Below are 20,928 nucleotides of genomic sequence, written 5' to 3' on the forward strand. Positions count from 1 at the left end.
TGGTGGAAAGTGACGCTCCGCCTTGCAACGTCAACCGTGTAGGAGATTGGATAAGACGACTTGCCCATAGTCACCTTTCCTTTGTTGCTCGCCACAGGCACGTCATGGTCAGCGATGCAGCGGAGGTTGATGATCGACGCTGACGCTGGCGTTGGCACAGCGAAAATCGCAACAGCCAAGATACGCTTAGTCGTGGGTCCTCACACGGATTGCACTGATGCACCACGTAAGGAGCCGATGTTAAAAAATGCTGGCCCTCAGCCTTTTCGATCATTCATCCTGCGAAAGAATTTCACCCACAATGCCCTCACATATTGGTGCGCCACGGTTCGCAGAGAACCTGAGCTGTTCGCGTGGGAAGGGTTTGCCATCAACCAAACGGTGCGTTGCCGCTTGATAGAAAGCACATGGCAAACGGCGGCTATCGCCTGATTGTCGGTCATGCGACCCAGCGCCGGGGATGCATAGCGCGACTTTGTACGATCAGGTATATCCCGGTGCGCTTCCTGGTCATCCGCCATGTCCGGCCCAGTTTGGTGTGCCTATGATGCGAACATATCCGCCAAGCCCCCGCTGTCGACCTTCCGCTGTCTGAGGTGATGGCGAGCATCGCTTTGCTAGCCCATCTCGTCGTTAGCCGCTTTGTTGATCATCGACCCTGACTGGCAGTCCGTGATCTTCCGACGGGTGGGGCTTCATATAGATCGGGACGTGACGAGCCGCTGGACGCGAGAATTGGTATGGCTGCTGGCGCCGTTGGGCGAGCGGCTGTTCGCCTATACCCTGTGGCAGGGACGTGTGGGAACGACCCTATCCTCAATCTCGGCTTGTTTCGCGCCACACATGGTAAGCCATGTTAACTTTTTTTTCCTATGATTTTAGGATGTCCATCCTTGAGCACCTTATTCCCCGATCGTTGAGCGCGGCTGGTGCAAACGGCCAGAAAAGTGCAAGCGTGTGGATGCTGCGGCTTCTTTTGGCGCTTATCGCTCTCGCCCTGATTAGCAGCTTTGTCGTCATTCAGTCACTGGTGAGCCAGACGGATGATGACGCCGCCGCGCGAGCAACGGCAACCGTTGCGGGGGCCATCGCGCATCAGCGCGCCGCAACAGGTGATTCAACTGCCTCTGCAGCCCATTGGGATGATGCCGCCAGCCATGTCTATGGCGCCTTCGACGAACAATGGGCCAGTTCAAATCTGATCGGACAGCAAGAGCATGCGTTCGTAGTGGAAAGCAACGGACGACCGCTCTTCGGGCGTCTTGCAAAGGGGGGCAAGAGCCCATCGCTAGACCAGGCGGTCTCTTCGTCGATCATCGACTGGTTGTTGGCGCGATCCCCAAAAACCGAACGTGCCGCAAAGCTTCAGCAAAAAGCCGTCACCGCGATCGGCACCTTCGAGGGAGAGCCTGCAATATTCTCCGCGATGCCGATCGTCGCTGCAGGATCATTCCGTCTCGCGCCCCGCACTAGGCTTCGAATATTGATCAATGTCATGATCCTCGATCGTTCCGTCGTCGAGAGATGGTCGACCATGTTCAACCTGCCTGGCATCCAGTGGCTAAGGGCGGGGGATCGGCCTGATCCAGCCAGCAGCCTCATCGTCAAGGACGCCGGGGGGCAGGTCATTGGCGTGCTTGGATGGCCTCGGATAAAACCGGGCAGAGCTTCGCTCTACAAAATGCTCCCGGTCGCTATTCTTTGCACTCTTTGTTTCCTCTTGCTCGCTGGCGTCCTGATCGCCTTTGTCGTCCGCAGCGGGCGGCGACTGGAAGCGGCGACCAAGATCGCTCTGCTGTCAGCCGAAGCTCAGGAAAAGGCGCGCGTCGTGGCCGAGACCGCTCTTGCCGAAGCGGAGGCAGCAGGGATCATGGTCGAAGAAATGGCTCATCGCCGCAGCGAAGAAGAGAAATTGCATCGCCAGCAGATGCATGAAGCCAGTCGGGAGATTGCAGCCACGCTCGAAAATTCGATATCCGCGCTGGTAGCAAGGTTGCTCGACGTGGCCACCGAACTCGATGACAGTGCGGACCACACACTGATGACCGTAAACGCTCAGCAGCGGGATGCCGAAACGGCAACGGGTCATTCGAGAGCGAGCGCGGACGTAATGCGGGAAATCGTCAAGAATATAGGTGAACTCGCCGACTCGATCGACTCCATCGGAACGGAGGCTGAGAGGTCTGCCCAACTGACATTCGAGGCGGCCGACCATTCCATCGCCGCGCGCGAGGCGAACGAAATGCTGACTCGCAGCGTGGATGCGATAGATGCTGCGGCCGGACGAATCTCGGCGATCAGCAAGCAGACCAATATGCTGGCGCTGAACGCCACAATCGAAGCGGCGCGGGCGGGTGATGCCGGACGAAGCTTTTCGGTCGTCGCGCATGAGGTGAAGCAGCTGGCGGATCAAACGATGCGCACAACAACGGACATCGTCTCGCGCATAGCCGGAATAGAGAGCGCGACACAGTCCTCGGTGGGTGTCGTTGACTTGCTGTACAAGGTGATCGAAACGCTTGCGGAATCCGCGAAGGAGACCACGCAGATGGTGGGCCGTCAGCATCGGGCCAGCCACGAAATGCGAAGCTCAATCCAATCCATCGACGACAATAGCGCGACGTTGGACAATGCGTTGTCGGCGATCTCCGGTTCCATTTCAGCGACGCGAGAAACGGCACAACTGACAAAGCAGATCGGCGCCGAAGTACGCGCGCAGACCGTCGCGTTGCAGACAGAATTTGGGCGCGTGATCAAGAAGTTGTGTGCAGCCTGACAAGCTCAGGCACAGGCGTTGAAAGCGGCAGGTGCGGTCATGAGAGTATCCGTGATGATCAAGTGCGATCTGGTGTCCAGAGGTGATCGGTTTTGATCAGAGCATTTGCGGTGACGACGAGCTTTCGCATGACGGCGGTAATGATGATCTCGGTCGGCTTTCCGGTTGCGACGAGCTGCTGGTATTTGGGTCTTTAGGTCTGGATTGAAGCGGCCGGCGACGAGGGCCGGCATGTATAGTGCTTGGCAAACATTGGCCGTGCCGCCGCGGATGAAGCTCGTTCCCTTCCACTGGCCAGACTGTCGTACGACGGGGCAACGTTGGCGAGCGAGGCGGCCTGCTTGTTATCGAGCTATCCGCGTTCTGGCATGGTGGCGATGATCTGTTTGGCGGTGAGCGTGTCGAAGCCTTCAAGAAGGCAAAGGCCGCCAACGGCTTTTATCTTCGTAGCGCGCAGGTGATTGGCTGAGTTTGATACTGGTGGCTTGAAACCCACCGGTTACGCCGCCTCTCTGCCACCCAGTCAATCGTTGCCCCGACGCGGACCAACTTGGCTGCCCTGCAAAGGTTACCACTATGCGATCAAGTGCTATAGGGCATAGTGTTATAGGGTCATGCAGTGCAGATCTTCAAAACCAAATGGATTGCGCGCTTCTTCCGGCGTGAGCGAATTGACGATGCTGGTTTGAAAGAGGCTATCGGGCGAGCCGCGCGTGGTATCATCGACGCCGATCTGGGTGGCGGACTCATCAAGCAGCGCGCTGCCCCGGCCTGGCCAGGGACGATCAGGCGGGTTTCGCATGATCGTCGCCTATCGAATGGAAGATCGGGCGTTCTTTCTGTACGGCTTTGCCCAGAATGAGCGCGAGAATATCGAGGACAGCGAGTTGCAACCTTGAGGGACATTGCCGCCGAATTGTTGGCGCATGACGACACCGCCCTGGATGCAGCCGTGGGCATGGGCAAGCTACAGGAGATTGAAAATGGCGAAGAAGCTTAGCAATCGGACCGAAGCCCTCCTCGAAACGGCCGAGGACATGCACAGCGCCGGGCTGATGGGCGATGAAGTCTATGAGAAGATCACCGTCCGTCACTTGGGGCCGGACGCGCCGCTCACGGCCGCGCCAATCACGCCGGAAGAGATCCTAAGCGTGCGTGAGCGGGCACATTTGAGCCAGGCCGCGCTTGCCAGATATACGAACCTGACGCCGAGCTATATCTCGCAACTCGAACGCGGCACAAAACAGGCAAAGGGCTCCGCGCTTGCCATCCTGAACATCATCCGTCGTAAGGGCATCGAAGCACTATTATGACCGTAGGCTCCACGGGTCTGGAGGCGCAAATCGCCTGATTGTCGTACAAACGGACCTCACAAATTTCACAGGCTATCCTAATCGATGATCGTCAGCGTCGGCCAGTAAATCCGCCAACGCGCGACCTTCGCCTCGTAGATGGCTTGCGTAATCTGAGACTTGTTCGGCCGCACCGTGCAACTCAGCAGATCGAACGGCCCAAAGGGAGCGAAGATCGACAGACCCACCCCACCGGGCCGGATCGCAACCGCTCCGGCTGTCGTCGGAAAGGTCGAAATGCCATGTTCGCTCGATTGGTAGGCCGCGATCGGATAGCCGAACTTCGCCTCATACCAGAGATGGACGCGGGCCTCGTTCTTGGCGTCGATCCATAGCGGTACATCGGGGAACAAGGCCCGGATGCGCGCCGCATGGTGCGCCTCGCCCTCTTCCGACAGATCGGCGGCGTCAAAATAGACCAGATCGATATCCGCCAGGCCATATTCGGGCGACAGGTCGAACGCGGCGTTCCATGCCGTTTGCGCGATGGCGCTGCCCGACAGCCAGCAGTCAGGCATGGCGACGGCGTCCCCAGGATGGTGCTGAGGATCGGGCTTGCCGCCACGATCGCGCGCAGACTGCTATCCGCCGCGATCGTCATTGCTGCGCTTGCTCCATCAGCCAATCCCGCAGGGCGGAAATGAGGCGTTCGTTGCGTGGCGGCGTTCGATGCACAAAATAATAGCCCTCCGAGAGCCGGATGAGATCGGCGAGGCTGTGGAGCCTGCCCGTTGCCAATAAGCGGGTACGCTCGGCCGCCACCGTTCGGGGAAGGTCGGCCATCCCTTCAATCGCCGGCGCGCTACCGCCTAGATTACATGCCGGAAGCAAAGGCATGTCAGGATGGTCTCGCTCTTTCCATGTCTGAGGTGGCAGAGACGTAGCTTGCACCAGCGCGCCGAGGAGCAGGCATTCGCGATCTTTGCCGGGCGGATCAATCGCTGAGCGTCAGCTATGGCTATGGACCCGCCATCGACCTGTCGTGCGGGAATGACGGGTTTGTCTCAGATCCCGCCGGTCCCGGTAGAGTCAGGAAGTGGCGCGGTGTCGTGCGGCGCGCCTGTGGGGCTTGCCAGACGGTCCGTTTCCACTCCCTGCTCATCGAACCGGACGTGCAGATCTCCCGCATCCGGCTCTCGGACAAGACATCACGCCTTCACCCACGGCGGGCCGCGGCCACGTTAGCCAGACGCACGAGGCCGAAGCGCTCGTATAGCTCGGGGTCGTGATAGGCTCCCTCTCGCCGTCGTCTGGTTTTGTATTTAGCGCGCAGCCACCGACGCAGCCGCACCACTGCGTAGCTGTCGACGGCCCGATATGCTCTGCTCGTAGTGCCAACCGAAAAGTAGTTGGCCCATCCGCGCAGCACCCGGTTCATCTTGGCCACCAGGTATGTGGTATCCTGCCATGTACGCGCTCGGTCCGTAAGCTCGTGGATCGTTGCGACCACGCGCTGGATGCTTTTCTTTGATGGCCGGTGGCCCATGTAGGCTTTGCCGGTTTTCGCGGAGTACATCCGACCGAACGTGTATCCCAGAAAGTCGAATGTCTCGTCCGGCACCTTGCAGATGCGTGTCTTATCCTCGTTCACCGTCAGCTTCAGCTTCTCCATGAGCCCGCGCATATGATCGAGCGCGGCTTCCGCCTTGCCCTTCTCACACAAGATCACGAGATCATCGGCATAGGTGATGAGCCGCGAGCCGAGGCGTTTCCCAAGGCCGAGCTTCCGCCATCCCAGCACGAACCGGCGCATGTAGATATTCGCCAGCAGCGGTGAGATGGGTGATCCTTGCGGGATACCGCGCCGCTGATCGCGCGCCTGCGTCGTTCGCTTCTTCCGGCCCCTGTCGTCAGTTTCCTCGACAGCGCATTCCAGCCAGGATTTGATCAGATGCAGCACGCGCGGATCGACGATCCGGCGCGACACTGATTTCATCAGCTCCAGGTGAGGGATGGTGCCAAAGTAGTCGGCAAGGTCGGCGTTCACGACATCCGGTCGGCCACGGAACAGCTGCTCTTCCACTTCAACCACAGCCTGCTGGGCATTGCGCCCCGCTCGATAGGCATAGATTTCCGGTGGAAGGTCGGCTTCAAAGATCGGCTCAAGCACCAGCATCGCTGCTGTCATGCAGACCCGATCCCGCACGGTGGAAATGCCCAGCGGCCTGAGTTTGCCGTTGGCTTTTGGTATGTAGACACGTCTGATCGGTTCCGGCTGATACGTCTCCTCCCTGAGCGCAAGCGCCAGTTCCGCCAGCCACCGCTCGGCGCCATATCCCTCGATGTCCGCAAAGTCCTGTCCATCCACGCCCGGCGCGCCCTTGTTAGAGCGACACTGGGCATAGGCATGGGCCAGAATGTCATCGCGGCTGATCTTGTCGTACAGCGCGTAGAAACGATAGCCAGCTTCTGCCTTCGCTTTCGCGTGCAACGCCTTCTGCAGTTTCTGGACGCTTTTCGGAGTTGATAGGTTTCCCAATCTCCTGCCCCTCACCACTTGCTTGCGTTCATCTTGAACTGAGGCTCCTTCCCTCCACCGGCATTACCCGGCTTCCTCGGTACTACGGGCCTCTCCGCCACCCCACCGCGGCATTCCCATCCCTCGCGGGCGTCCGGTTGCCGATCCCTCGGCACGCCATGGGGCTTCCCGTGTTGCGTGCACTTTCCTTGCGTACATGCTGTCGCCACTACCCCGGTGCAGCAGACGGGCTCGAACGTCGCTCAAACTCGCCCGTCCATATCAACCTTCCCCGTAAGGGTTAACGGGTCGGCCTGCACATCGTCCTTTTCGAGGATTGCTCAGCGTTCACTCACGTTACGGCCTGTACGCTCGCACGGTCACCTATGTGACCGTCATCCGGGGGCTTCAGACATATCGTCACCTCCATGCCTGCCCCGGTTGCTTCCGGCTGGAGCGTCGCCGGGTGGGCCTTTCACCCACTGGAAAGTGCCGCCTTTGCACGGCGCACACCCTTATGAGACGCTCAGCGAGCAAATTTCGGTCCTGAGGTGCGGGCCGTCCGCTATCGCGGCAGTTCTCGACAAGCCTACGTTCCCGCACCTCCCGACGACCGGCATATGCTGGTCGTTTTAGGCTGGTCGAAGGCATGGCGCTATTCCAGTTAGCTTAGGATCTCGACCAGCAGCTTAAATGCGCGTGTCGCACCTTACCTCGCGCTCGGCGGTGGATGGGAGGCATCCGAGATCGACAATGCCATGCGCGGTTGCAACCGCGTCGGCGACGGGCCGAGGGGCCGACGTCGCCACAAACACTTCGCACCAAATTCACGATTCGCACCTGATATGTTCCATATGACCTTGGCGCTGACGCCAGCCATGCTAATTCTTCGATCTCGGCCTCGTTTCAAAGGACTTAGACGAACTTGCGGCAACTCATCGCGGAGATGAGAAACCGGTTCAGCCGCTCGACAACGGCAGCCGACGCACCGTCCCAGTTCGTCAACCTCGCGCCGACTGATACGGCGGACGAAGCCGGCGTCTATGCCAAGGCGCTGAAAGCCGCGATAGAAGACCCAAAGGTCTCGAACATCGCGCTGACCGGACCCTATGGATCGGGCAAGAGCAGCATCATCCAATCGTTCCTGAAGCAGAACGAAATCTCCGCTCTAGAGATTCCGCTCGCGGCGTTCTTGCCCGAAGCGATCAAAGCTGGGTCGGATCAGGGCGTCCCCGATCGCAAGGTGAGCAAGCAGGAGATCGAGCGGAGCATCCTCCAGCAGATGCTCTATGGTGCAGACGCGAAGAAGCGTCCTTTCTCGTGCTTCAAGCGGATTCGGTCGCCGGGCCGGCTGTCGGCCTTTCTCTCGCTCTACGCCATGATCGGCGCGGCATCGGTCTGGCACCTTTTTCAGAAGCGCAAGGACATCCTCAGCGGGGCATATTTCCTCCCCCTCGCAAAAAGCAACTGGCAGCACTTCGTGTGGTTTGCGGTGGGAGCCTCCTTTGTGTCTGGGTACTTCTTCACCAAGTCTACAAGGCGAGTTTCGGAATATCGCTCTACGACGCAGTAACCCCCGACCAGCCACAAAACGACCGATTTTTATTACGTCCTTATTACTTTTCGATTTTTCAGGGCTCGCGTAATAAAATGGAGGAGTCGCGCATGGCGCAGGCCAAGATCAACAAGCGAACGGTCGATGCTCTCACCCCGCCCACGGCGGGTCAGGCGTTCATCTGGGATACTGAGATCAAAGGGTTCGGGGTCCGCATCGGACAGACCGGCACCAAGACCTTCGTCATCCAGTATATGAACAGGGAAGGCCGCATCAGGCGTGTCAAGATCGGTCGCTTCGGCGTCATTACGATGGATCAAGCGCGCGATCTGGCGAAGATCAAGCTTGGCGAGGTTGCTTCCGGCGAAGACCCTGCGGAAGAGGCGCGCCGTGCGCGCAAGGCGATGACCGTCACTGAACTGTGCGATTGGTATCTGACGGAGGCCCGGGCAGGCAGGATTCTCGGCTGCAAAAACCGTCCGATCAAGGAATCCTCTCTGGCGATGGATGAAAGCCGGATCAAGGCGCATATCAAGCCCCTGATCGGCAAGCGCATAGCGCGGCATCTGACAATCGCCGACGTTGAGGCAATGCAGGACGACGTCAAAAATCACAAGACGCAGAAGAGCCGCAACGGCGGGGGCGGTGGTAAGGCGACCGGTGATCCCGGCGTTGCTGCGCGCTGCCTCGGAACGGTCCAGGCGATCCTGGGCTATGCCAGGCATAAGGGGTTGCTTTCCGAACACCCCACCAAAGGCGCCAAGAAGCTAGCGGGCAATAAGAGGACCCGTCGGCTCAGCGTTGCAGAGATCGAAACGCTGGGCAAGGCGATGGTCTATGCCGAGCAGCAGGGCGTTAGTCCGACCGGGATTTCAGTGATCAAATTGTTGCTGCTGACTGGATATCGCCGTGAAGAAGGCCAAGCCATGGAGCGCGCATGGGTAAACCCGATGGGCGGCGTTGTCGCCTTCTCCGACACCAAAACTGGTGGGCAAATCCGGGTGATCGGGCCAGAAGCTATCAAAGTGATCGTGGCGCAGCCACAGGTCGCAGGCAATCCCCATGTTTTCCCGGCTACGACAGGCGACGGCCCCTTCACGGCGGCCAGTGCCTGCCTGCAACGTATCTGCGGATTTGCAGGCACAGCGGGCGTTACGCCCCACACGTTGCGGCACACTTTCGCCAGCATTGCTGCCGAACTTGGTTTTTCTGAACTGACGATCCGCGCGATGCTAGGTCACGCATCACAGAATTTGACGCAGGACTATATTCACGTCGATGAAGCTCTGAAACTGGCCGTGCGACGCACGTCAGATGAAATCGCCAAGCTGATGGCACAAGGCGCCGCCAAGCTTGACCGCCTGCGGCTGGTCGCATGATGGCCGACGCTAGACATATGGTAACGTATATGTTACTTGAAAGGCTATGAGTTGATAGTTCAGGAATATATCCGCGAGGACGGTTCCTGTCCGCTCCGATCATGGTTCGAAAGTCTGGATCCACAGGCCTCCGCTAAGGTGGCGACAGCAATAGTGCGGTTGGAGTTGGGTAACGCCTCGAATGTCAAATGGATCGGCGGCGGCTTGGGAGAGTATCGGATCGACTGGGGGCCAGGCTATCGCCTCTATCTCACCAAAGAAGGCGATGAACTCGTCATCCTGTTCGTAGGTGGAACGAAGAAACGGCAGCAGTCAGACATCGATCACGCTGGGGTGCTGCTGAATGAATACAAGGTCCGCAAGGCGATCGACAGAAAAGGCAGAAAATAGCGAGATGGCGCTGACCCGAGATTTCAAGGAAACGGTGAAGGAACGCGCCACGCGCGACCCCGCCTTCGCCAAGGCCATGCTCGATGAGGCGGCAACCGCTTTCCTTAACGGCGAACCGCATGTCTCGCGCTTGATCCTGCGTGACCTAGTCAACGCTTCGGTTGGTTTCGAGGCACTGGCCGAGGAAACCAGACATCCGAGCAAAAGCCTGCATCGAATGCTATCCGAAAAGGGCAACCCCAGCATGGATAATCTTGCCGCTATTTTCGGTGCGGTACGTCGTCGACTCGGCGTGGCGATCGAGGCGCATGCCGTAGAGGCGGCCTAGGGCCCGGATAGAGTGCATTGGACGATCATAGGTCTTGTACGTCCAAACTCGGCTTATTTTTCATGCTTCAGTTGGCTGCAAAGGCACCTTTACCCCAGTTTGGCGCCGCCTTGCGGCCAGCGCAGTAATAGCCGGAAGCACCAGCATGCCCTTTGCGACCAATGTACCGACCCCTGTCTGGGTATAAAAGCCCGGATTCCCCGCTCCACCGGCGCGAATACGTTCCGCCAAGGTCACTTGCGGACAAAACTCGACCTCAAGCTCCCCTGCAAGATATTGGCGTTCGAATTCCTTATTCTCACCGACATAGGAGGCGATCATTTTCGAACCTGCCCCGAGCGCAACAGCTTGCCCAACCCAACGTTGTCGATGCCCGCGTTGTTCGGCACGCAGACGAGCCTTCGAACCCCGGATTGTTGAACCGCGTCGATGAGGCTTTCTGGCACCCCGCATAGGCCGAAACCGCCAAGGCAGAGCGTCATCCCATCGTAGAGGAGGCCGTCAAGCGCCTCGACAGAGTTGTTATAGATGGGGATCACTGCCTTAACTCTCGTGGCTGGCGTTGGCTTTGATCAGCGCTATCATTGCCTGCGGTAGATCTCTGTCTTCGTCCAACGCAGCGCGCTTGCCATTGCACCACAGCGCAAGATGCTCTTTTCCGCGTTCGGTATGCCGATTCCATTCGGCGTCCGTCGGCGTGGTGATTTCCAGTCGAATCCCGTTCGGATCGCGGAAATAGATACTGTAGATCAATCCATTATGGTCGGTCGGGCCAACCACTTCGATGCCGTTCTCAGTCAGCCATGCGTGCCACTGGTCCACCTCGGCAGTATCCCGCGCCTCAAGCGCAATATGGTCAAATACGTCATACGCCGGGTGACTGACTTTCGCGCGGTCAGGAAGGCCGGGCGCCTCGAAGAAGGCGATAGTGGAACCGTCACCCATCCGGAAGAAAATATGGAAGTAAGGGAAGTCATCGCCTGTCGAGGGAATTGACGAGCCCAATACCGTGCTCGCCAGCTCCATGCCCATAACTCGCATGTAAAAGTCCGCAGTTGCTTCCACGTCATGCGTCACCCATGCGGCATGGTTGAGCATGAGAGGCGTGAGGCCAGGATTGGCAAGCTTCGTTTGAGCGAGGTTGGTTGAGGTCATGGCGCGTCTCACTTTCAGGTCTCTGGCCCATGGGGTAGCTGGCGCTCGACGGCCGCACTGTCCCCCGCTGTGGGGACGGCTCCCGCCATGCAGCTTCGCCATTTGCGGTCCCCTGCTGACGGGACAGCCCCGCTCGCAGGGCACCTTAAGAAATCGATGTCAGCGAGCGCCGTTTCGGTCGCATCATCGAGATCTCGAGGAGATATTATGGATCTTCATCCGACGCCCCCCCCGGTATCTGCACCATGCTTCGAACTGGAATTTGAATGGGTCCACATCGCCTATGATGAGACGGCCAAATTCACGGACATCTATGGATTCTTCGGCAATCAGGGGGCGGTGAATCTCGAGGGAATACGGATCAAACCCAAAGGCGTGAATTCGGACACGCTGCTCCTCTACATGCATCCAGCCTCAACCCTCCAACTATTGCCCGTGCCCCGGGAAGCCGTCGCGGCGGGCGCCCATGTCCTGTGCGCCGGCAGCCGGTATGCACGTAACGACACGGCCTGCGTCCTTGAGAAAGTCCTGCTCGACCTCGGGGCATTCATCCGTCACGCCAAAAGCAACTGGGGTTATCAGAAAGTCGTGCTGGTTGGCTGGAGCGGCGGCGGTTCTCTGGCACTGTTCTACCAGTCACAGGCGGAGTCGCCATCGATCGAGGCGACGCCTGCGGGAGACCCGATCAACATAGTAGGTGCAGGACTGATCCCCGCCGATGCCGTCGTTTTTCAGGCGGCGCATATGTCCCGGGCACAGTTGCTCGCAGATATCATCGATCCGTCCATGCGCGATGAACTAGATCCTGATAGCCGGATCCGCGAACTGGACATCTACGACCCTGGCAATCCCAACAAGCCGCCTTACACACCCGATTTTATCGCGCATTATCGCGTGGAGCAGGCGGCGCGAATCCGTCGCATTTCCGATTGGGCGAAGGAGATGCTGGAGACCCTCCGCAAGCGCGGTACCGGCGAAGTTGAGCGCGGCTTCATAACCCATCGCACCATGGCCGATCCCCGCTTCCTGGATGGCACGCTCGATCCAAATGACCGAAGGATCAACTGGTCCTACATGGGTAATCCAGAAACTGTGAACAGCGGACCTGTGGGCCTTGCACGTTTTTCGACCCTGCGTGCCTGGCTGTCGCAATGGTCCATCGACGATACCAATGCGGACGGCCTCGTTTGCGCTGGGCGCATGAAGGCCCCCCTTCTCGTGATCGAGAACACGGCCGATGACGCAGTACCGGCGACGCACCCACGTCAGATTTTCGAGGCTGCAGGTAGCGAAGACAAACAGTTTTTACGGATCGAAGGCGCAACCCACTATTATTCCGGACAGCCCGACTTGTTGGCAGATGTGACACTATCGATGCTAGGCTGGCTTTCGGACCGTAATCTCTATCAGCAACTCTCCTGGAAATAACCGACATGACTTCAATCATTGGGTGGGCGCACACGCTCTTCGGAAAGCATGAGCACGAAACATTGGAGTCGATGATCGTCAATGCGGCGAACGAGGCCATGGATCATGCAAAAGTAGATCCTGCCGATATCGACCAGATTTTTATCGGGCACTTCAACAGTGGATTTTCGCGACAGGACTTTCCTGCCGGTCTTGTCCTGCAGGCCAATCCCGCGTTGCGATTCAAGCCTGCGACCCGAACCGAGAATGCTTGCGCTTCCGGGTCGGCTGCGGTGTATCAAGGGATTACTGCTATCGAGGCCGGTCGAGCGCGCCATGTGCTCGTCGTCGGGGCGGAAAAGATGACCGACACGCGCGGCGAAACAGTCGGAAACAATCTGCTGGGCGCTTCCTATCTGCCTGAGGATCATGGGGTGAAGGGCGGATTTGCGGGGCTTTTCGGCCAGATAGCCGACCAGTATTTTCAACGCTACGGTGACCAGTCGGATGCCCTTGCCGCCATCGCGGCGAAGGCGCATCGAAACGGGGTCAGCAATCCTTGGGCGCAATTGCGCAAGGATTTAGGCTTCGCCTTTTGCAGAGAGGAAAGCGATCGCAATCCCGTGGTGGCCGGTCCGTTGAAGCGGACAGACTGTTCTCCCGTATCGGACGGCGCCGCAGCACTCGTGCTCGCGAGCGAGGACATCGCCAGGCTTTCGCAACGCGCGGTCACCTTCAGGGCGGCCTCCCACGTGCAGGACTTCTTGCCGATGTCTCGGCGGGAGGCCATCCATCTCGAAGGGTGCACTGCGGCCTGGCAAGGCGCTTTTGCACGATCAGGTGTTTCGCTGGATGATCTGAGCTTCGTCGAGACCCATGACTGTTTTACCATCGCCGAACTGATCGAATATGAGGCGATGGGGCTTGTCCCACGCGGTCAAGGGGCACGTGCGATCCACGAAGGCTGGACGGAAATGGGTGGCAGGCTACCGGTCAATCCATCGGGAGGCCTCAAAGCGAAGGGACATCCGATTGGCGCCACGGGTGTTTCCATGCATGTTCTGTCGGCAATGCAGCTTTGTGGCGTCGCCCCGCAGGGGATGCAGGTTTCGAATGCGACGCTGGGCGGGGTGTTCAACATGGGCGGCACCGGCGTCGCGAACTACGCTAGCATTCTCGAGCGCAGCCGCTGAACCGTTGACGGCCCTAATCCAAAAGGCGGGCATCTGCGCGTATCGCGGGCACCGTGCCCGCGGATCGCACTTCCCAACCTTCGATCTCAGGCAAGCGCTTTAGGCTCGAACCGATCTCGTCGACGCCTTCGAGCAACGCTTGCTTTCGTTCCGCTGCGAGATCAAAGCTGATTTCTGACCCGTCGATCAGTCTCACGCGCTGGCTGACCAAGTCGATCGTCATCGTTGCGCTGGCCGGATTACCGGCCAGGGTCAGGAGCCTGCGGACTTCGCCAGCCGATAACACGATGGGCAGAATAGCGTTCTTGAAACAATTATTGTAGAAAATGTCTGCGAAACTGGGGGCTATGATGCAGCGGATTCCGAAATCACGCAGAGCCCACGGCGCATGCTCGCGGCTTGACCCACAGCCAAAATTTTCGAGTGCGATCAATATCCCGGCATCCCGCCAAGGCGAGCGGTTAAGTATGAAATCGGGCCGCGCCCGGCCTTCTTCGCTATACCGAAGGGTATGAAAGAGTTTGGCCCCCAGCCCCTCTCGCGTAATCGTTTTCAAGAACTGCCCGGCGAGGATCTTGTCGGTGTCGACATTCGCCAAAGGCAGCGGCGCCGCGACGGCTGTCAGCGTATCGAAGACTTCCATCAGTCAAAACTCCGCACGTCGGTGATACAACCGGCGACTGCCGCCGCCGCCGCCATTGCCGGCGACATCAAGTGAGTCCGGCCTCCCGGACCCTGCCGCCCTTCGAAGTTGCGGTTGGAGGTCGAAGCGCAACGTTCGCCGGGTTTCAGCCGGTCGGGGTTCATGCCCAGACACATCGAACAGCCTGCCTCCCGCCATTCGAAACCGGCGTCGAGGAAGATGCGGTCCAGCCCTTCTTCCTCCGCCGCCTTTTTGATGCGGCCCGAGCCCGGCACGACAAGTGCGCGCGTCCCCGTCGCAACGTGACGGCCATGCGCGACCGCGGCTGCAGCGCGCAGGTCCTCGATCCGGCTGTTCGTGCAGCTACCGATGAACACAACATCGACTGGCAAGCCTTGAATAGGCATTCCCGGCACCAGCCCCATATAATCGAGCATCTGCTGCGCCTGGCGGGCCGCTTCGGGGGCGAGGCCACCCGGGTCGGGCACGACATCCTCGATGGTGAGGACCGCCTCCGGGCTGGTGCCCCACGTCACCATTGGTGCGACGTCGGCGGCGTTCATCTTTACAACGCGATCATATCGGGCACCCGGATCAGAGCGCAAAGCCAGCCAGCGTTCTTTCGCCGCCGCGAACTCGCTGCCCACAGGTACATAGGGGCGCCCCGCAAGATAGGCGAATGTCGTTTCGTCGGGTGCAATGAGCCCCGCCCGCGCGCCCGCTTCAATCGACATGTTGCACACTGTCATGCGCCCCGCCATGTCGAGCGCTTCGATTGCTCGCCCGGCATATTCGATCACATGGCCGGTTGCTCCAGCCGTGCCGATCAGCCCTATCATGGCAAGGACGAGATCCTTCGCCGTCGTTCCCGAAGGCAAGTCTCCTGCCACCTCGACAAGCATATTCCGCGCTGGCTCCTGCACCAATGTCTGGGTAGCCAGCACATGCTCCACTTCCGAGGTGCCGATGCCAAAGGCCAGCGCGCCAAAAGCCCCATGGGTGGAAGTATGGCTGTCCCCGCACACGATCGTAAGGCCGGGCAATGTAAGGCCGAGTTCAGGCCCGATCACATGCACGATCCCTTGTCCGGCGCTGCGCAGGGGCACATAGGGGACAGCAAATTCGGCAATGTTGCGTTCCAGGGTCTCGACCTGGAGGCGGCTGTCCGCTTCGGGAATAGGACGATCACGATGTTCGGTTGGAACATTGTGGTCCGCCACCGCTAGGGTGGCTTCGGGTCGCCGCACCACCCGCCCCGCCCCGCGCAAACCCTCAAAGGCCTGCGGGCTGGTGACTTCATTGACGAGATGGCGATCAATGTAGAGCAGCACGCTGTCGCCGTTCGATGGCGCGACGACATGCGCATCCCATATTTTCTGAAAGATCGTGCGCGGCGGCTGCGTCATGTCACACGCCTTCTCGGCAAAGGGTTGCGGTGACGGCGTCCCGCACGCGCCCGCCGGGAAGCGAGCCGGGCAGGTCGGCGACGTCGCGCGCGACGGACATCAAGGCATCCAGGTCGATCCCGGTGGCGATTCCCATCCGTTCGAACGTCCAGACAAGATCTTCGGTCGCAACATTCCCTGTCGCTCCGGGCGCGAAGGGACATCCGCCAAGTCCGCCAACGGATGCATCGATCACGGACACCCCGGCCTTAACCGCCGCCAAAGCATTCGCAACGCCCAGGCCATAGGTGTCATGGCCATGATAGGCCCATCCCGCCACGTCCGGATGGCGTGCGCGCACCTCGCGCAGGAGCGCGCTGACGCGGTCAGGCGTCACGCGCCCGGTCGTGTCGCAGGGGCAGATTTCGGCCTCTGGCATTATTGCGGCGAGTTGCGCGATGATCGCGAGCGTCTGCTCAGGATCGACCGGGCCATCGAAGGGACAATCGAATGCCGTGGCGACGTTCATTCGCATGGAGACGTTGGCGGGTAAAAGGGCGACGATCCGTGCATATTCGTCCACAGAGTTGGCAGGCCGTCGACGGACGTTGTTAATGTTGTGCTTTTCCGAGACCGACAGCACGAAGGCCAGCCTTGTCGCACCTGCGGCAAGGGCACGCTCGGCGTGGCGCTGGTTGGGGACGAGGACCTGCACGTCCAGTCCGGGCAGGTCCTGAACCGCGGCCAGTACATCCGCCGCATCGGCCAACTGGGGCACAGCCGTATCGCTGACAAACGCCGACGCTTCGACCCTGCGAAGACCGGCACCATGCAGCCGCCGAACGACATCGATTTTGGTAGCCGTCGGTATGTAGGGACCAATGGGCTGAAATCCATCGCGCGGCCCTACGTCGACGATTGTGACTGCCGAAGATCCGTTCATGCAATGACCTGTTCTTTCCGCAGCGCAGCGGCTTCGCTTTCCGTCAGACCAATATCACGCAGGATTTCGTCGCTATGCTGACCGATGGCCGGGCCGGTCCAACGCACCGTTCCGGGACTTTCGGGCACATGAGGGACGATGCCGCTATGCAGCATGGTCCCAAGCAGCGGATCCTCCACCTCCTGAACCATGGCGCGAGCGCGGTATTGCGGATCTGCGACGGCATCGGCAGCGGTGTAGGCTCGCGAATTGGGGATGTCGGCATCGGTCAATAGCGCTTCAAGGGCGCTTGCCGAAAAGCCGACCGTCCACTCCCCAATCAGCGCATCGAGTTCCGCCATATTGGCGACGCGATTCAGATTTCCAGTAAAACGCGCCTCGTCGATCAGGTCGGGGCGGCCGATGGTCGTCATCAGCCGTGCGAAAAGCGGCTCGGAGTTTGCGGCAATCAGCACATATCCGCCATCCGCCGTCGGATAGGCATTGCTGGGCGCGGCAGTGGCGATCCCACCGCCCGTTGGCTCTTTGATCTTGCCGAGTTTGCCATATTCCGGGAGCATGGCTTCCATCATGCTGAACACGCTTTCGGTAAGCGCCACATCGAGTGTGCGCGCCTTGCCGTCCCCGCCTGTCCGATCGCGCTGCCACAACGCCGACATGATGCCGAACGCCGCATAGAGGCCGGCGATCGAAGTCGCCGATGCTGACACCGACGCGTACGGGAGGCAGCCCGTGCGTGCACGGAGGATGATTCGTCAGGTAACGCAGGCCGCCAATCGCCTCCCCGATGACACCGAAAGCAGCCCGGTCGCGATAGGGCCCGGTCTGGCCGTAACCCGAAATGCGCGCCACCACGAGGCCCGGACGCGCAGCTTGAAGTGTCGCGTCGTCCAATCCCAGCTTATCGAGATGTCCTGGACGAAAATTTTCCACCAAGACATCGCAGGTCGCGATGAGCCGCATCAGCAGTTCGCGAGCGCCCGCCTTCTTGAGGTCTACAGCGATGCTACGCTTGTTGCGGCCGTGAACGGACCACCATAGCGACTGGCCATCGATCTGCTCGCCCCATCGACGCACGGGATCCCCTGATGGCGGTTCGACCTTGATCACGTCGGCGCCCAAATCACCGAGCAAGCGCGTGCAAAACGGCGCTGCGACGAAGTGGCCGATTTCAATCACGCGCAGTCCAGCCAGCGGCTGCTGAGCAAGCGACGGTTCGTTCAAAGCTACATCCATTCCCTACACATCACGGATGCGGTTTGCGGTAGGGGAGAGGCACTGTCGGTCCCTGCGACCGGGTACAGGCCACCCTAAGCCTTCCGCGATCCGAGCTGGTGTGGAAGCGCAGTCCGGCATCTCTTCTGCTTGGCGGGACAATGCGATTGAAACTGCCCGCTGAGGATGATAGGCCCTTCCTAGCTGTTCCACAGAGTGACAGGCTTAATGTTCTAGAGGAGAGGGTATGGCGCTTATGAACCCGGTCGGGTCGTACGACAGTCATGACATCAGCACGCTCATCCGTGCGATTGGAGAGCCGGCGTTTGGCGTAGAACTGCTCGGCTTCCTCAACAAAGTCTGTGGCGCAGAGCATTGCGCAATCTTCGACTGGCACGGCGAAGCGCCTAGACAACGGGTAGCGATCAGCCATGACGGTTCAAGTCAGGCCTATCGAAGGACTTCGCAATATCTTAGCACTGGCCTGTGGCAAGATGATCTAGCGTTCAAATGCACCCGCGACCAAGTCAGCAGCAGGACACCGTCGATCCAGCGAATCGACATCCGGGACTTGCCGCATAACGACCTACGACACATCATCTACGAGTTGAGCCATGTCCGTCAGCGCCTGCTGCTGTGCGGAGATGGCAATCGAAACGGACCGGTTTTGAGCATCCTGCGCGGCGAGCGAAGGGGTTGTGTTTCGGAGAGTGAAACGGCGGCCCTTGAGAGCGTGTCGGTCACGCTCCTCTCCATCCTTGGCAAACAGAACGAGATTGCATGGCAGCGTGACAGGCTTAGTTCCGCCCTCTCTTCGCTCGAAACTATCGAAGCCTGCATCCAGAAGGCACCTGAAGGCCTGCCTCGCCGAGAGACAGAGGTATGCGCGCGAATAGTTTATGGCATCAGCACCATCGGGATCGCGCTCGACCTCGATATTGGTGAACAGACGGTCACCACCTATCGCAAGCGCGCCTATCAGCGATTGGGGATTGGTAGCCAGCGCGAGCTTTTGACATGGTATATGGAACGGTGGGCTCTGCACTCGACGATCCATTGACTACCCGTCCTGATTGGGTTTCTACCGCGGACAAATGATTGGTAGTCGATCGGAAGAATGAGAGACGTGGGAGTATTTTATGACGGGGCCATCGAAGGCGAGCGTGACGCAAAGTCTGGACCGTGCAATCGATATACTGCGTCTGATCGGCGACAGAAGCCGAACAGGAGTCCGCCTCGCCGACCTGTCGCGAGCGTCGGGGCTGGCAAAACCTACCGCTCTTCGTCTTGTCCGCGCCCTTGAACGGCAGGGCTTGGTTGAGCGTTGCTCCGTGGGAGACACCTACCATCTGGGAAAGGATGTGTTCGTCCTCGGCCTACTCGCCAGCGAACGACACGGAATCGCAAAGATCGCGACTCCATTTCTGCGTCATCTTGCGGAAGAATCCGGCGACGCTGCGCTGCTCACCTTGAGACAGGGCAGATTTGGGGTTTGCATTCAACGAGAGGAGGGCGCCTTTCCAATTCGTTCCTTTGCGCTGCGAGTTGGCGACCGCCATCCTCTCGGCGTCGGATCGAATACCTTGGCAATGCTTTCGGCCCTGGAAAGGGACGAGTTGGAACCGGCCATCGCGTTCACAAGCGAACAGGTTCGTAAATATTACCCGACCTACAATGAGGTAGATTTTAGAGAGGAAGTGGTTCGCACACGCGCCATTGGATATGCGCTCAATCCTGGCCGGCTTCTTTCGGGAAGTTGGGGAATGGCCGTGTCCGTTACAGACGCTAGCGGTCATTGCGTAGCGGCGCTCTCCATCGCAGCGGTGGAAGCCCGTATGGATGAGGGACGGAGGCCCGAATTGGCAGAACTGATGCGACGCGAGGCGGCCTCTTTGGCACAGGCTCTGGGGACGGCATAGCGTTAGGCGCGGCCTATCGATAACCGAGCGATGCCAGTGGCAATGCGAAGTCCGTCGGCTCCAGCACATAGACCGTGGTTCGACCAAGCGAGGTCCGACCCATCGACTGTCGCTCCTTCCTCTGCGCTTCACGGACAGCCACATCTCCATCTACCGCACGGCGGCCCGCCTCGCGGGTGTTAGCATCCGGCCACGCGATGATCATCGCAAGCCGAGGCATGTGACATCCTGCCACAAAATCGGCTACCATCAGGATGTCGCCCCCTTCCCGCCGCACCGCAGGCAGGTAGACGGACTGAAGGAAGTCTGCCGCTTCTGCGTCATGACCAAGCGCAACCTCTGAAAATACCAACTCATGCACGCCGCCTATGCGCTCATCTGACAAACGTGGCGTGGCCTGCCATGCTCGACCGGGGCGCAGGAAGAACAGGTCGTAACGCTCCACCATCTGTTCGCCTGCGTTGGTAGTCGAGCGGATTTTCCACCACTCATCGTCCTGATAGAAGGCGTCCCACTGCATCTCCCGCTGGGCGAGATCGTCATAAGCCATCATGTAAACGAACAAAGGCGCATTTGGACCGGCGGTCGCAGTCCACCGCGCAACTTGGTCGATGCCATGCTTGGCCATCAATCGCGGAAGATGGTCGCGAAACCGTGCCTGAATGTCTTGGAGGCGCCCGGGAACAGCAGTGTAGAGCCTAAGTTCGTAGAGCATGTATTTTCCTCGCCTGCTATTTCGACCGGAGCGATTAGCACTCCGCTCAAGGGCCAAGCTTGATAGTATGCATAAGCGTCATCACACCAATGCCCCCGATCAGGGGGACAGTTCG

20 protein-coding genes and 3 pseudogenes are annotated in these 20,928 nt (G+C 59.5%); 12 read left to right on the forward strand and 11 right to left on the reverse strand.

What is annotated here, in order from left to right:
• Positions 1 to 883: 883 nt before the first annotated feature.
• Positions 884 to 2,776 carry a methyl-accepting chemotaxis protein gene (locus U5A89_RS01540; RefSeq protein ID WP_338159456.1) on the forward strand — a complete coding sequence of 631 codons (1,893 nt, stop codon included), beginning with the start codon at positions 884 to 886 and terminating at the stop codon, positions 2,774 to 2,776.
• 5 nt (positions 2,777 to 2,781) lie between these two features.
• Here U5A89_RS01540 and U5A89_RS21265 read toward each other — a convergent pair whose 3' ends face one another.
• Positions 2,782 to 3,048 (reverse strand): hypothetical protein, encoded by a 267-nt coding sequence (locus U5A89_RS21265; RefSeq protein WP_445190622.1) that lies wholly within the window; start codon positions 3,046 to 3,048, stop codon positions 2,782 to 2,784.
• Positions 3,049 to 3,395: 347 nt separating this feature from the next.
• Between U5A89_RS21265 and U5A89_RS01545 the strand changes: the two are divergent.
• From U5A89_RS01545 to U5A89_RS01555, 3 genes and pseudogenes are all read left to right on the forward strand, one after another.
• Positions 3,396 to 3,479 (forward strand): annotated as a pseudogene (locus tag U5A89_RS01545) (type II toxin-antitoxin system RelE/ParE family toxin); the annotation flags it as partial.
• A gap of 97 nt (positions 3,480 to 3,576) precedes the next feature.
• A complete protein-coding gene (locus U5A89_RS01550) occupies positions 3,577 to 3,675 on the forward strand; it encodes a type II toxin-antitoxin system RelE/ParE family toxin (RefSeq protein WP_338159457.1) in 99 nt (32 codons plus the stop codon).
• 84 nt (positions 3,676 to 3,759) lie between these two features.
• Positions 3,760 to 4,089, forward strand: coding sequence for a helix-turn-helix domain-containing protein (locus U5A89_RS01555; RefSeq protein WP_338159458.1), 330 nt, complete (start codon positions 3,760 to 3,762; stop codon positions 4,087 to 4,089).
• A 77-nt stretch (positions 4,090 to 4,166) separates the two neighbouring features.
• On the opposite strand, the gene U5A89_RS01560 is transcribed toward U5A89_RS01555, so the two are convergent.
• The 3 genes from U5A89_RS01560 to ltrA all read right to left on the reverse strand — a co-directional run bounded on the left by U5A89_RS01560 (position 4,167) and on the right by ltrA (position 6,559).
• Positions 4,167 to 4,646 carry a nucleotidyltransferase family protein gene (locus U5A89_RS01560; protein WP_338159459.1) on the reverse strand — a complete coding sequence of 160 codons (480 nt, stop codon included), beginning with the start codon at positions 4,644 to 4,646 and terminating at the stop codon, positions 4,167 to 4,169.
• A 79-nt stretch (positions 4,647 to 4,725) separates the two neighbouring features.
• Positions 4,726 to 4,911, reverse strand: a complete 186-nt coding sequence (locus tag U5A89_RS01565; protein WP_338159460.1) for a hypothetical protein — start codon at positions 4,909 to 4,911, stop codon at positions 4,726 to 4,728.
• 373 nt (positions 4,912 to 5,284) lie between these two features.
• Entirely contained in the window at positions 5,285 to 6,559 is a 1,275-nt protein-coding gene (ltrA, locus tag U5A89_RS01570; RefSeq protein ID WP_338159461.1) for a group II intron reverse transcriptase/maturase, read from the reverse strand.
• 952 nt (positions 6,560 to 7,511) lie between these two features.
• Between ltrA and U5A89_RS01575 the strand changes: the two genes are divergently transcribed.
• The 4 genes from U5A89_RS01575 (at position 7,512) to U5A89_RS01590 (ending at position 10,238) form a co-directional block, all read left to right on the forward strand.
• Positions 7,512 to 8,159 carry a YobI family P-loop NTPase gene (locus tag U5A89_RS01575; RefSeq protein WP_338159462.1) on the forward strand — a complete coding sequence of 216 codons (648 nt, stop codon included), beginning with the start codon at positions 7,512 to 7,514 and terminating at the stop codon, positions 8,157 to 8,159.
• A 92-nt stretch (positions 8,160 to 8,251) separates the two neighbouring features.
• On the forward strand, positions 8,252 to 9,520 hold the full coding sequence (locus U5A89_RS01580; protein ID WP_338159463.1) for a tyrosine-type recombinase/integrase: 1,269 nt from the start codon (positions 8,252 to 8,254) through the stop codon (positions 9,518 to 9,520).
• A 36-nt stretch (positions 9,521 to 9,556) separates the two neighbouring features.
• Positions 9,557 to 9,910 carry a type II toxin-antitoxin system RelE/ParE family toxin gene (locus tag U5A89_RS01585; protein WP_338159464.1) on the forward strand — a complete coding sequence of 118 codons (354 nt, stop codon included), beginning with the start codon at positions 9,557 to 9,559 and terminating at the stop codon, positions 9,908 to 9,910.
• A gap of 4 nt (positions 9,911 to 9,914) precedes the next feature.
• A complete protein-coding gene (locus U5A89_RS01590; protein ID WP_338159465.1) occupies positions 9,915 to 10,238 on the forward strand; it encodes a helix-turn-helix domain-containing transcriptional regulator in 324 nt (107 codons plus the stop codon).
• A 147-nt stretch (positions 10,239 to 10,385) separates the two neighbouring features.
• Here U5A89_RS01590 and U5A89_RS01595 read toward each other — a convergent pair.
• Both U5A89_RS01595 and U5A89_RS01600 read right to left on the reverse strand, forming a co-directional pair.
• A pseudogene (locus U5A89_RS01595) lies at positions 10,386 to 10,720 on the reverse strand (CoA transferase subunit A); the annotation flags it as partial.
• A 61-nt stretch (positions 10,721 to 10,781) separates the two neighbouring features.
• Positions 10,782 to 11,393, reverse strand: a complete 612-nt coding sequence (locus U5A89_RS01600; protein ID WP_338159466.1) for a VOC family protein — start codon at positions 11,391 to 11,393, stop codon at positions 10,782 to 10,784.
• Between the two features lie 207 nt (positions 11,394 to 11,600).
• On the opposite strand from U5A89_RS01600, the gene U5A89_RS01605 reads away from it, so the two are divergent.
• Both U5A89_RS01605 and U5A89_RS01610 read left to right on the forward strand, forming a co-directional pair.
• A complete protein-coding gene (locus U5A89_RS01605) occupies positions 11,601 to 12,821 on the forward strand; it encodes an alpha/beta hydrolase family protein (RefSeq protein ID WP_338159467.1) in 1,221 nt (406 codons plus the stop codon).
• A gap of 5 nt (positions 12,822 to 12,826) precedes the next feature.
• Positions 12,827 to 13,993: an acetyl-CoA acetyltransferase gene (locus U5A89_RS01610; RefSeq protein ID WP_338159468.1), complete on the forward strand. Its 1,167-nt coding sequence runs from the start codon at positions 12,827 to 12,829 to the stop codon at positions 13,991 to 13,993.
• Positions 13,994 to 14,006: 13 nt separating this feature from the next.
• Here the strand turns inward: U5A89_RS01610 and leuD are convergent, their stop codons facing one another.
• The 4 genes and pseudogenes from leuD to U5A89_RS21270 all read right to left on the reverse strand — a co-directional run bounded on the left by leuD (position 14,007) and on the right by U5A89_RS21270 (position 18,200).
• A complete protein-coding gene (leuD, locus tag U5A89_RS01615; RefSeq protein WP_338159469.1) occupies positions 14,007 to 14,636 on the reverse strand; it encodes a 3-isopropylmalate dehydratase small subunit in 630 nt (209 codons plus the stop codon).
• Complete coding sequence (leuC, locus tag U5A89_RS01620) at positions 14,636 to 16,042, reverse strand: 3-isopropylmalate dehydratase large subunit (RefSeq protein WP_338159470.1); 1,407 nt, start codon at positions 16,040 to 16,042, stop codon at positions 14,636 to 14,638. Before leuC ends, leuD begins: the two co-directional genes overlap by 1 nt.
• A gap of 1 nt (position 16,043) precedes the next feature.
• Positions 16,044 to 16,964 (reverse strand): hydroxymethylglutaryl-CoA lyase, encoded by a 921-nt coding sequence (locus tag U5A89_RS01625; protein ID WP_338159471.1) that lies wholly within the window; start codon positions 16,962 to 16,964, stop codon positions 16,044 to 16,046.
• Positions 16,961 to 18,200: pseudogene (locus U5A89_RS21270) on the reverse strand (CaiB/BaiF CoA transferase family protein). The gene U5A89_RS01625 and the pseudogene U5A89_RS21270 overlap by 4 nt, the downstream one beginning before the upstream one ends.
• A 226-nt stretch (positions 18,201 to 18,426) precedes the next feature.
• Between U5A89_RS21270 and U5A89_RS01635 the strand changes: the two are divergent.
• Both U5A89_RS01635 and U5A89_RS01640 read left to right on the forward strand, forming a co-directional pair.
• On the forward strand, positions 18,427 to 19,239 hold the full coding sequence (locus U5A89_RS01635; RefSeq protein ID WP_338159472.1) for a helix-turn-helix transcriptional regulator: 813 nt from the start codon (positions 18,427 to 18,429) through the stop codon (positions 19,237 to 19,239).
• Between the two features lie 79 nt (positions 19,240 to 19,318).
• Positions 19,319 to 20,098, forward strand: coding sequence for an IclR family transcriptional regulator (locus tag U5A89_RS01640; RefSeq protein WP_338159473.1), 780 nt, complete (start codon positions 19,319 to 19,321; stop codon positions 20,096 to 20,098).
• Positions 20,099 to 20,111: 13 nt separating this feature from the next.
• On the opposite strand, the gene U5A89_RS01645 is transcribed toward U5A89_RS01640, so the two are convergent.
• Positions 20,112 to 20,813, reverse strand: coding sequence for an NIPSNAP family protein (locus U5A89_RS01645; RefSeq protein WP_338159474.1), 702 nt, complete (start codon positions 20,811 to 20,813; stop codon positions 20,112 to 20,114).
• Between the last annotated feature and the right edge of the window lie 115 nt (positions 20,814 to 20,928).

The sequence above is a fragment of the Sphingobium sp. HWE2-09 genome, assembly GCF_035989265.1.
In the GTDB taxonomy this organism is placed as follows: domain Bacteria; phylum Pseudomonadota; class Alphaproteobacteria; order Sphingomonadales; family Sphingomonadaceae; genus Sphingobium.

Excerpts from the sequence above, each read along its gene's own strand:
- leuC (WP_338159470.1), bottom strand. The coding sequence starts at position 16,042 with ATGACGCAGCCGCCGCGCACGATCTTTCAGAAAATATGGGATGCGCAT.
- leuD (WP_338159469.1), bottom strand. The coding sequence starts at position 14,636 with ATGGAAGTCTTCGATACGCTGACAGCCGTCGCGGCGCCGCTGCCTTTG.
- U5A89_RS01625 (WP_338159471.1), bottom strand. The coding sequence starts at position 16,964 with ATGAACGGATCTTCGGCAGTCACAATCGTCGACGTAGGGCCGCGCGAT.
- U5A89_RS01590 (WP_338159465.1), top strand. The coding sequence starts at position 9,915 with ATGGCGCTGACCCGAGATTTCAAGGAAACGGTGAAGGAACGCGCCACG.
- U5A89_RS01550 (WP_338159457.1), top strand. The coding sequence starts at position 3,577 with ATGATCGTCGCCTATCGAATGGAAGATCGGGCGTTCTTTCTGTACGGC.
- U5A89_RS01565 (WP_338159460.1), bottom strand. The coding sequence starts at position 4,911 with ATGGCCGACCTTCCCCGAACGGTGGCGGCCGAGCGTACCCGCTTATTG.
- U5A89_RS01600 (WP_338159466.1), bottom strand. The coding sequence starts at position 11,393 with ATGACCTCAACCAACCTCGCTCAAACGAAGCTTGCCAATCCTGGCCTC.
- U5A89_RS01580 (WP_338159463.1), top strand. The coding sequence starts at position 8,252 with ATGGCGCAGGCCAAGATCAACAAGCGAACGGTCGATGCTCTCACCCCG.
- U5A89_RS01560 (WP_338159459.1), bottom strand. The coding sequence starts at position 4,646 with ATGCCTGACTGCTGGCTGTCGGGCAGCGCCATCGCGCAAACGGCATGG.
- U5A89_RS01540 (WP_338159456.1), top strand. The coding sequence starts at position 884 with ATGTCCATCCTTGAGCACCTTATTCCCCGATCGTTGAGCGCGGCTGGT.
- U5A89_RS01635 (WP_338159472.1), top strand. The coding sequence starts at position 18,427 with ATGGCGCTTATGAACCCGGTCGGGTCGTACGACAGTCATGACATCAGC.
- U5A89_RS01555 (WP_338159458.1), top strand. The coding sequence starts at position 3,760 with ATGGCGAAGAAGCTTAGCAATCGGACCGAAGCCCTCCTCGAAACGGCC.
- U5A89_RS01610 (WP_338159468.1), top strand. The coding sequence starts at position 12,827 with ATGACTTCAATCATTGGGTGGGCGCACACGCTCTTCGGAAAGCATGAG.
- U5A89_RS01605 (WP_338159467.1), top strand. The coding sequence starts at position 11,601 with ATGGATCTTCATCCGACGCCCCCCCCGGTATCTGCACCATGCTTCGAA.
- U5A89_RS01645 (WP_338159474.1), bottom strand. The coding sequence starts at position 20,813 with ATGCTCTACGAACTTAGGCTCTACACTGCTGTTCCCGGGCGCCTCCAA.
- U5A89_RS01640 (WP_338159473.1), top strand. The coding sequence starts at position 19,319 with ATGACGGGGCCATCGAAGGCGAGCGTGACGCAAAGTCTGGACCGTGCA.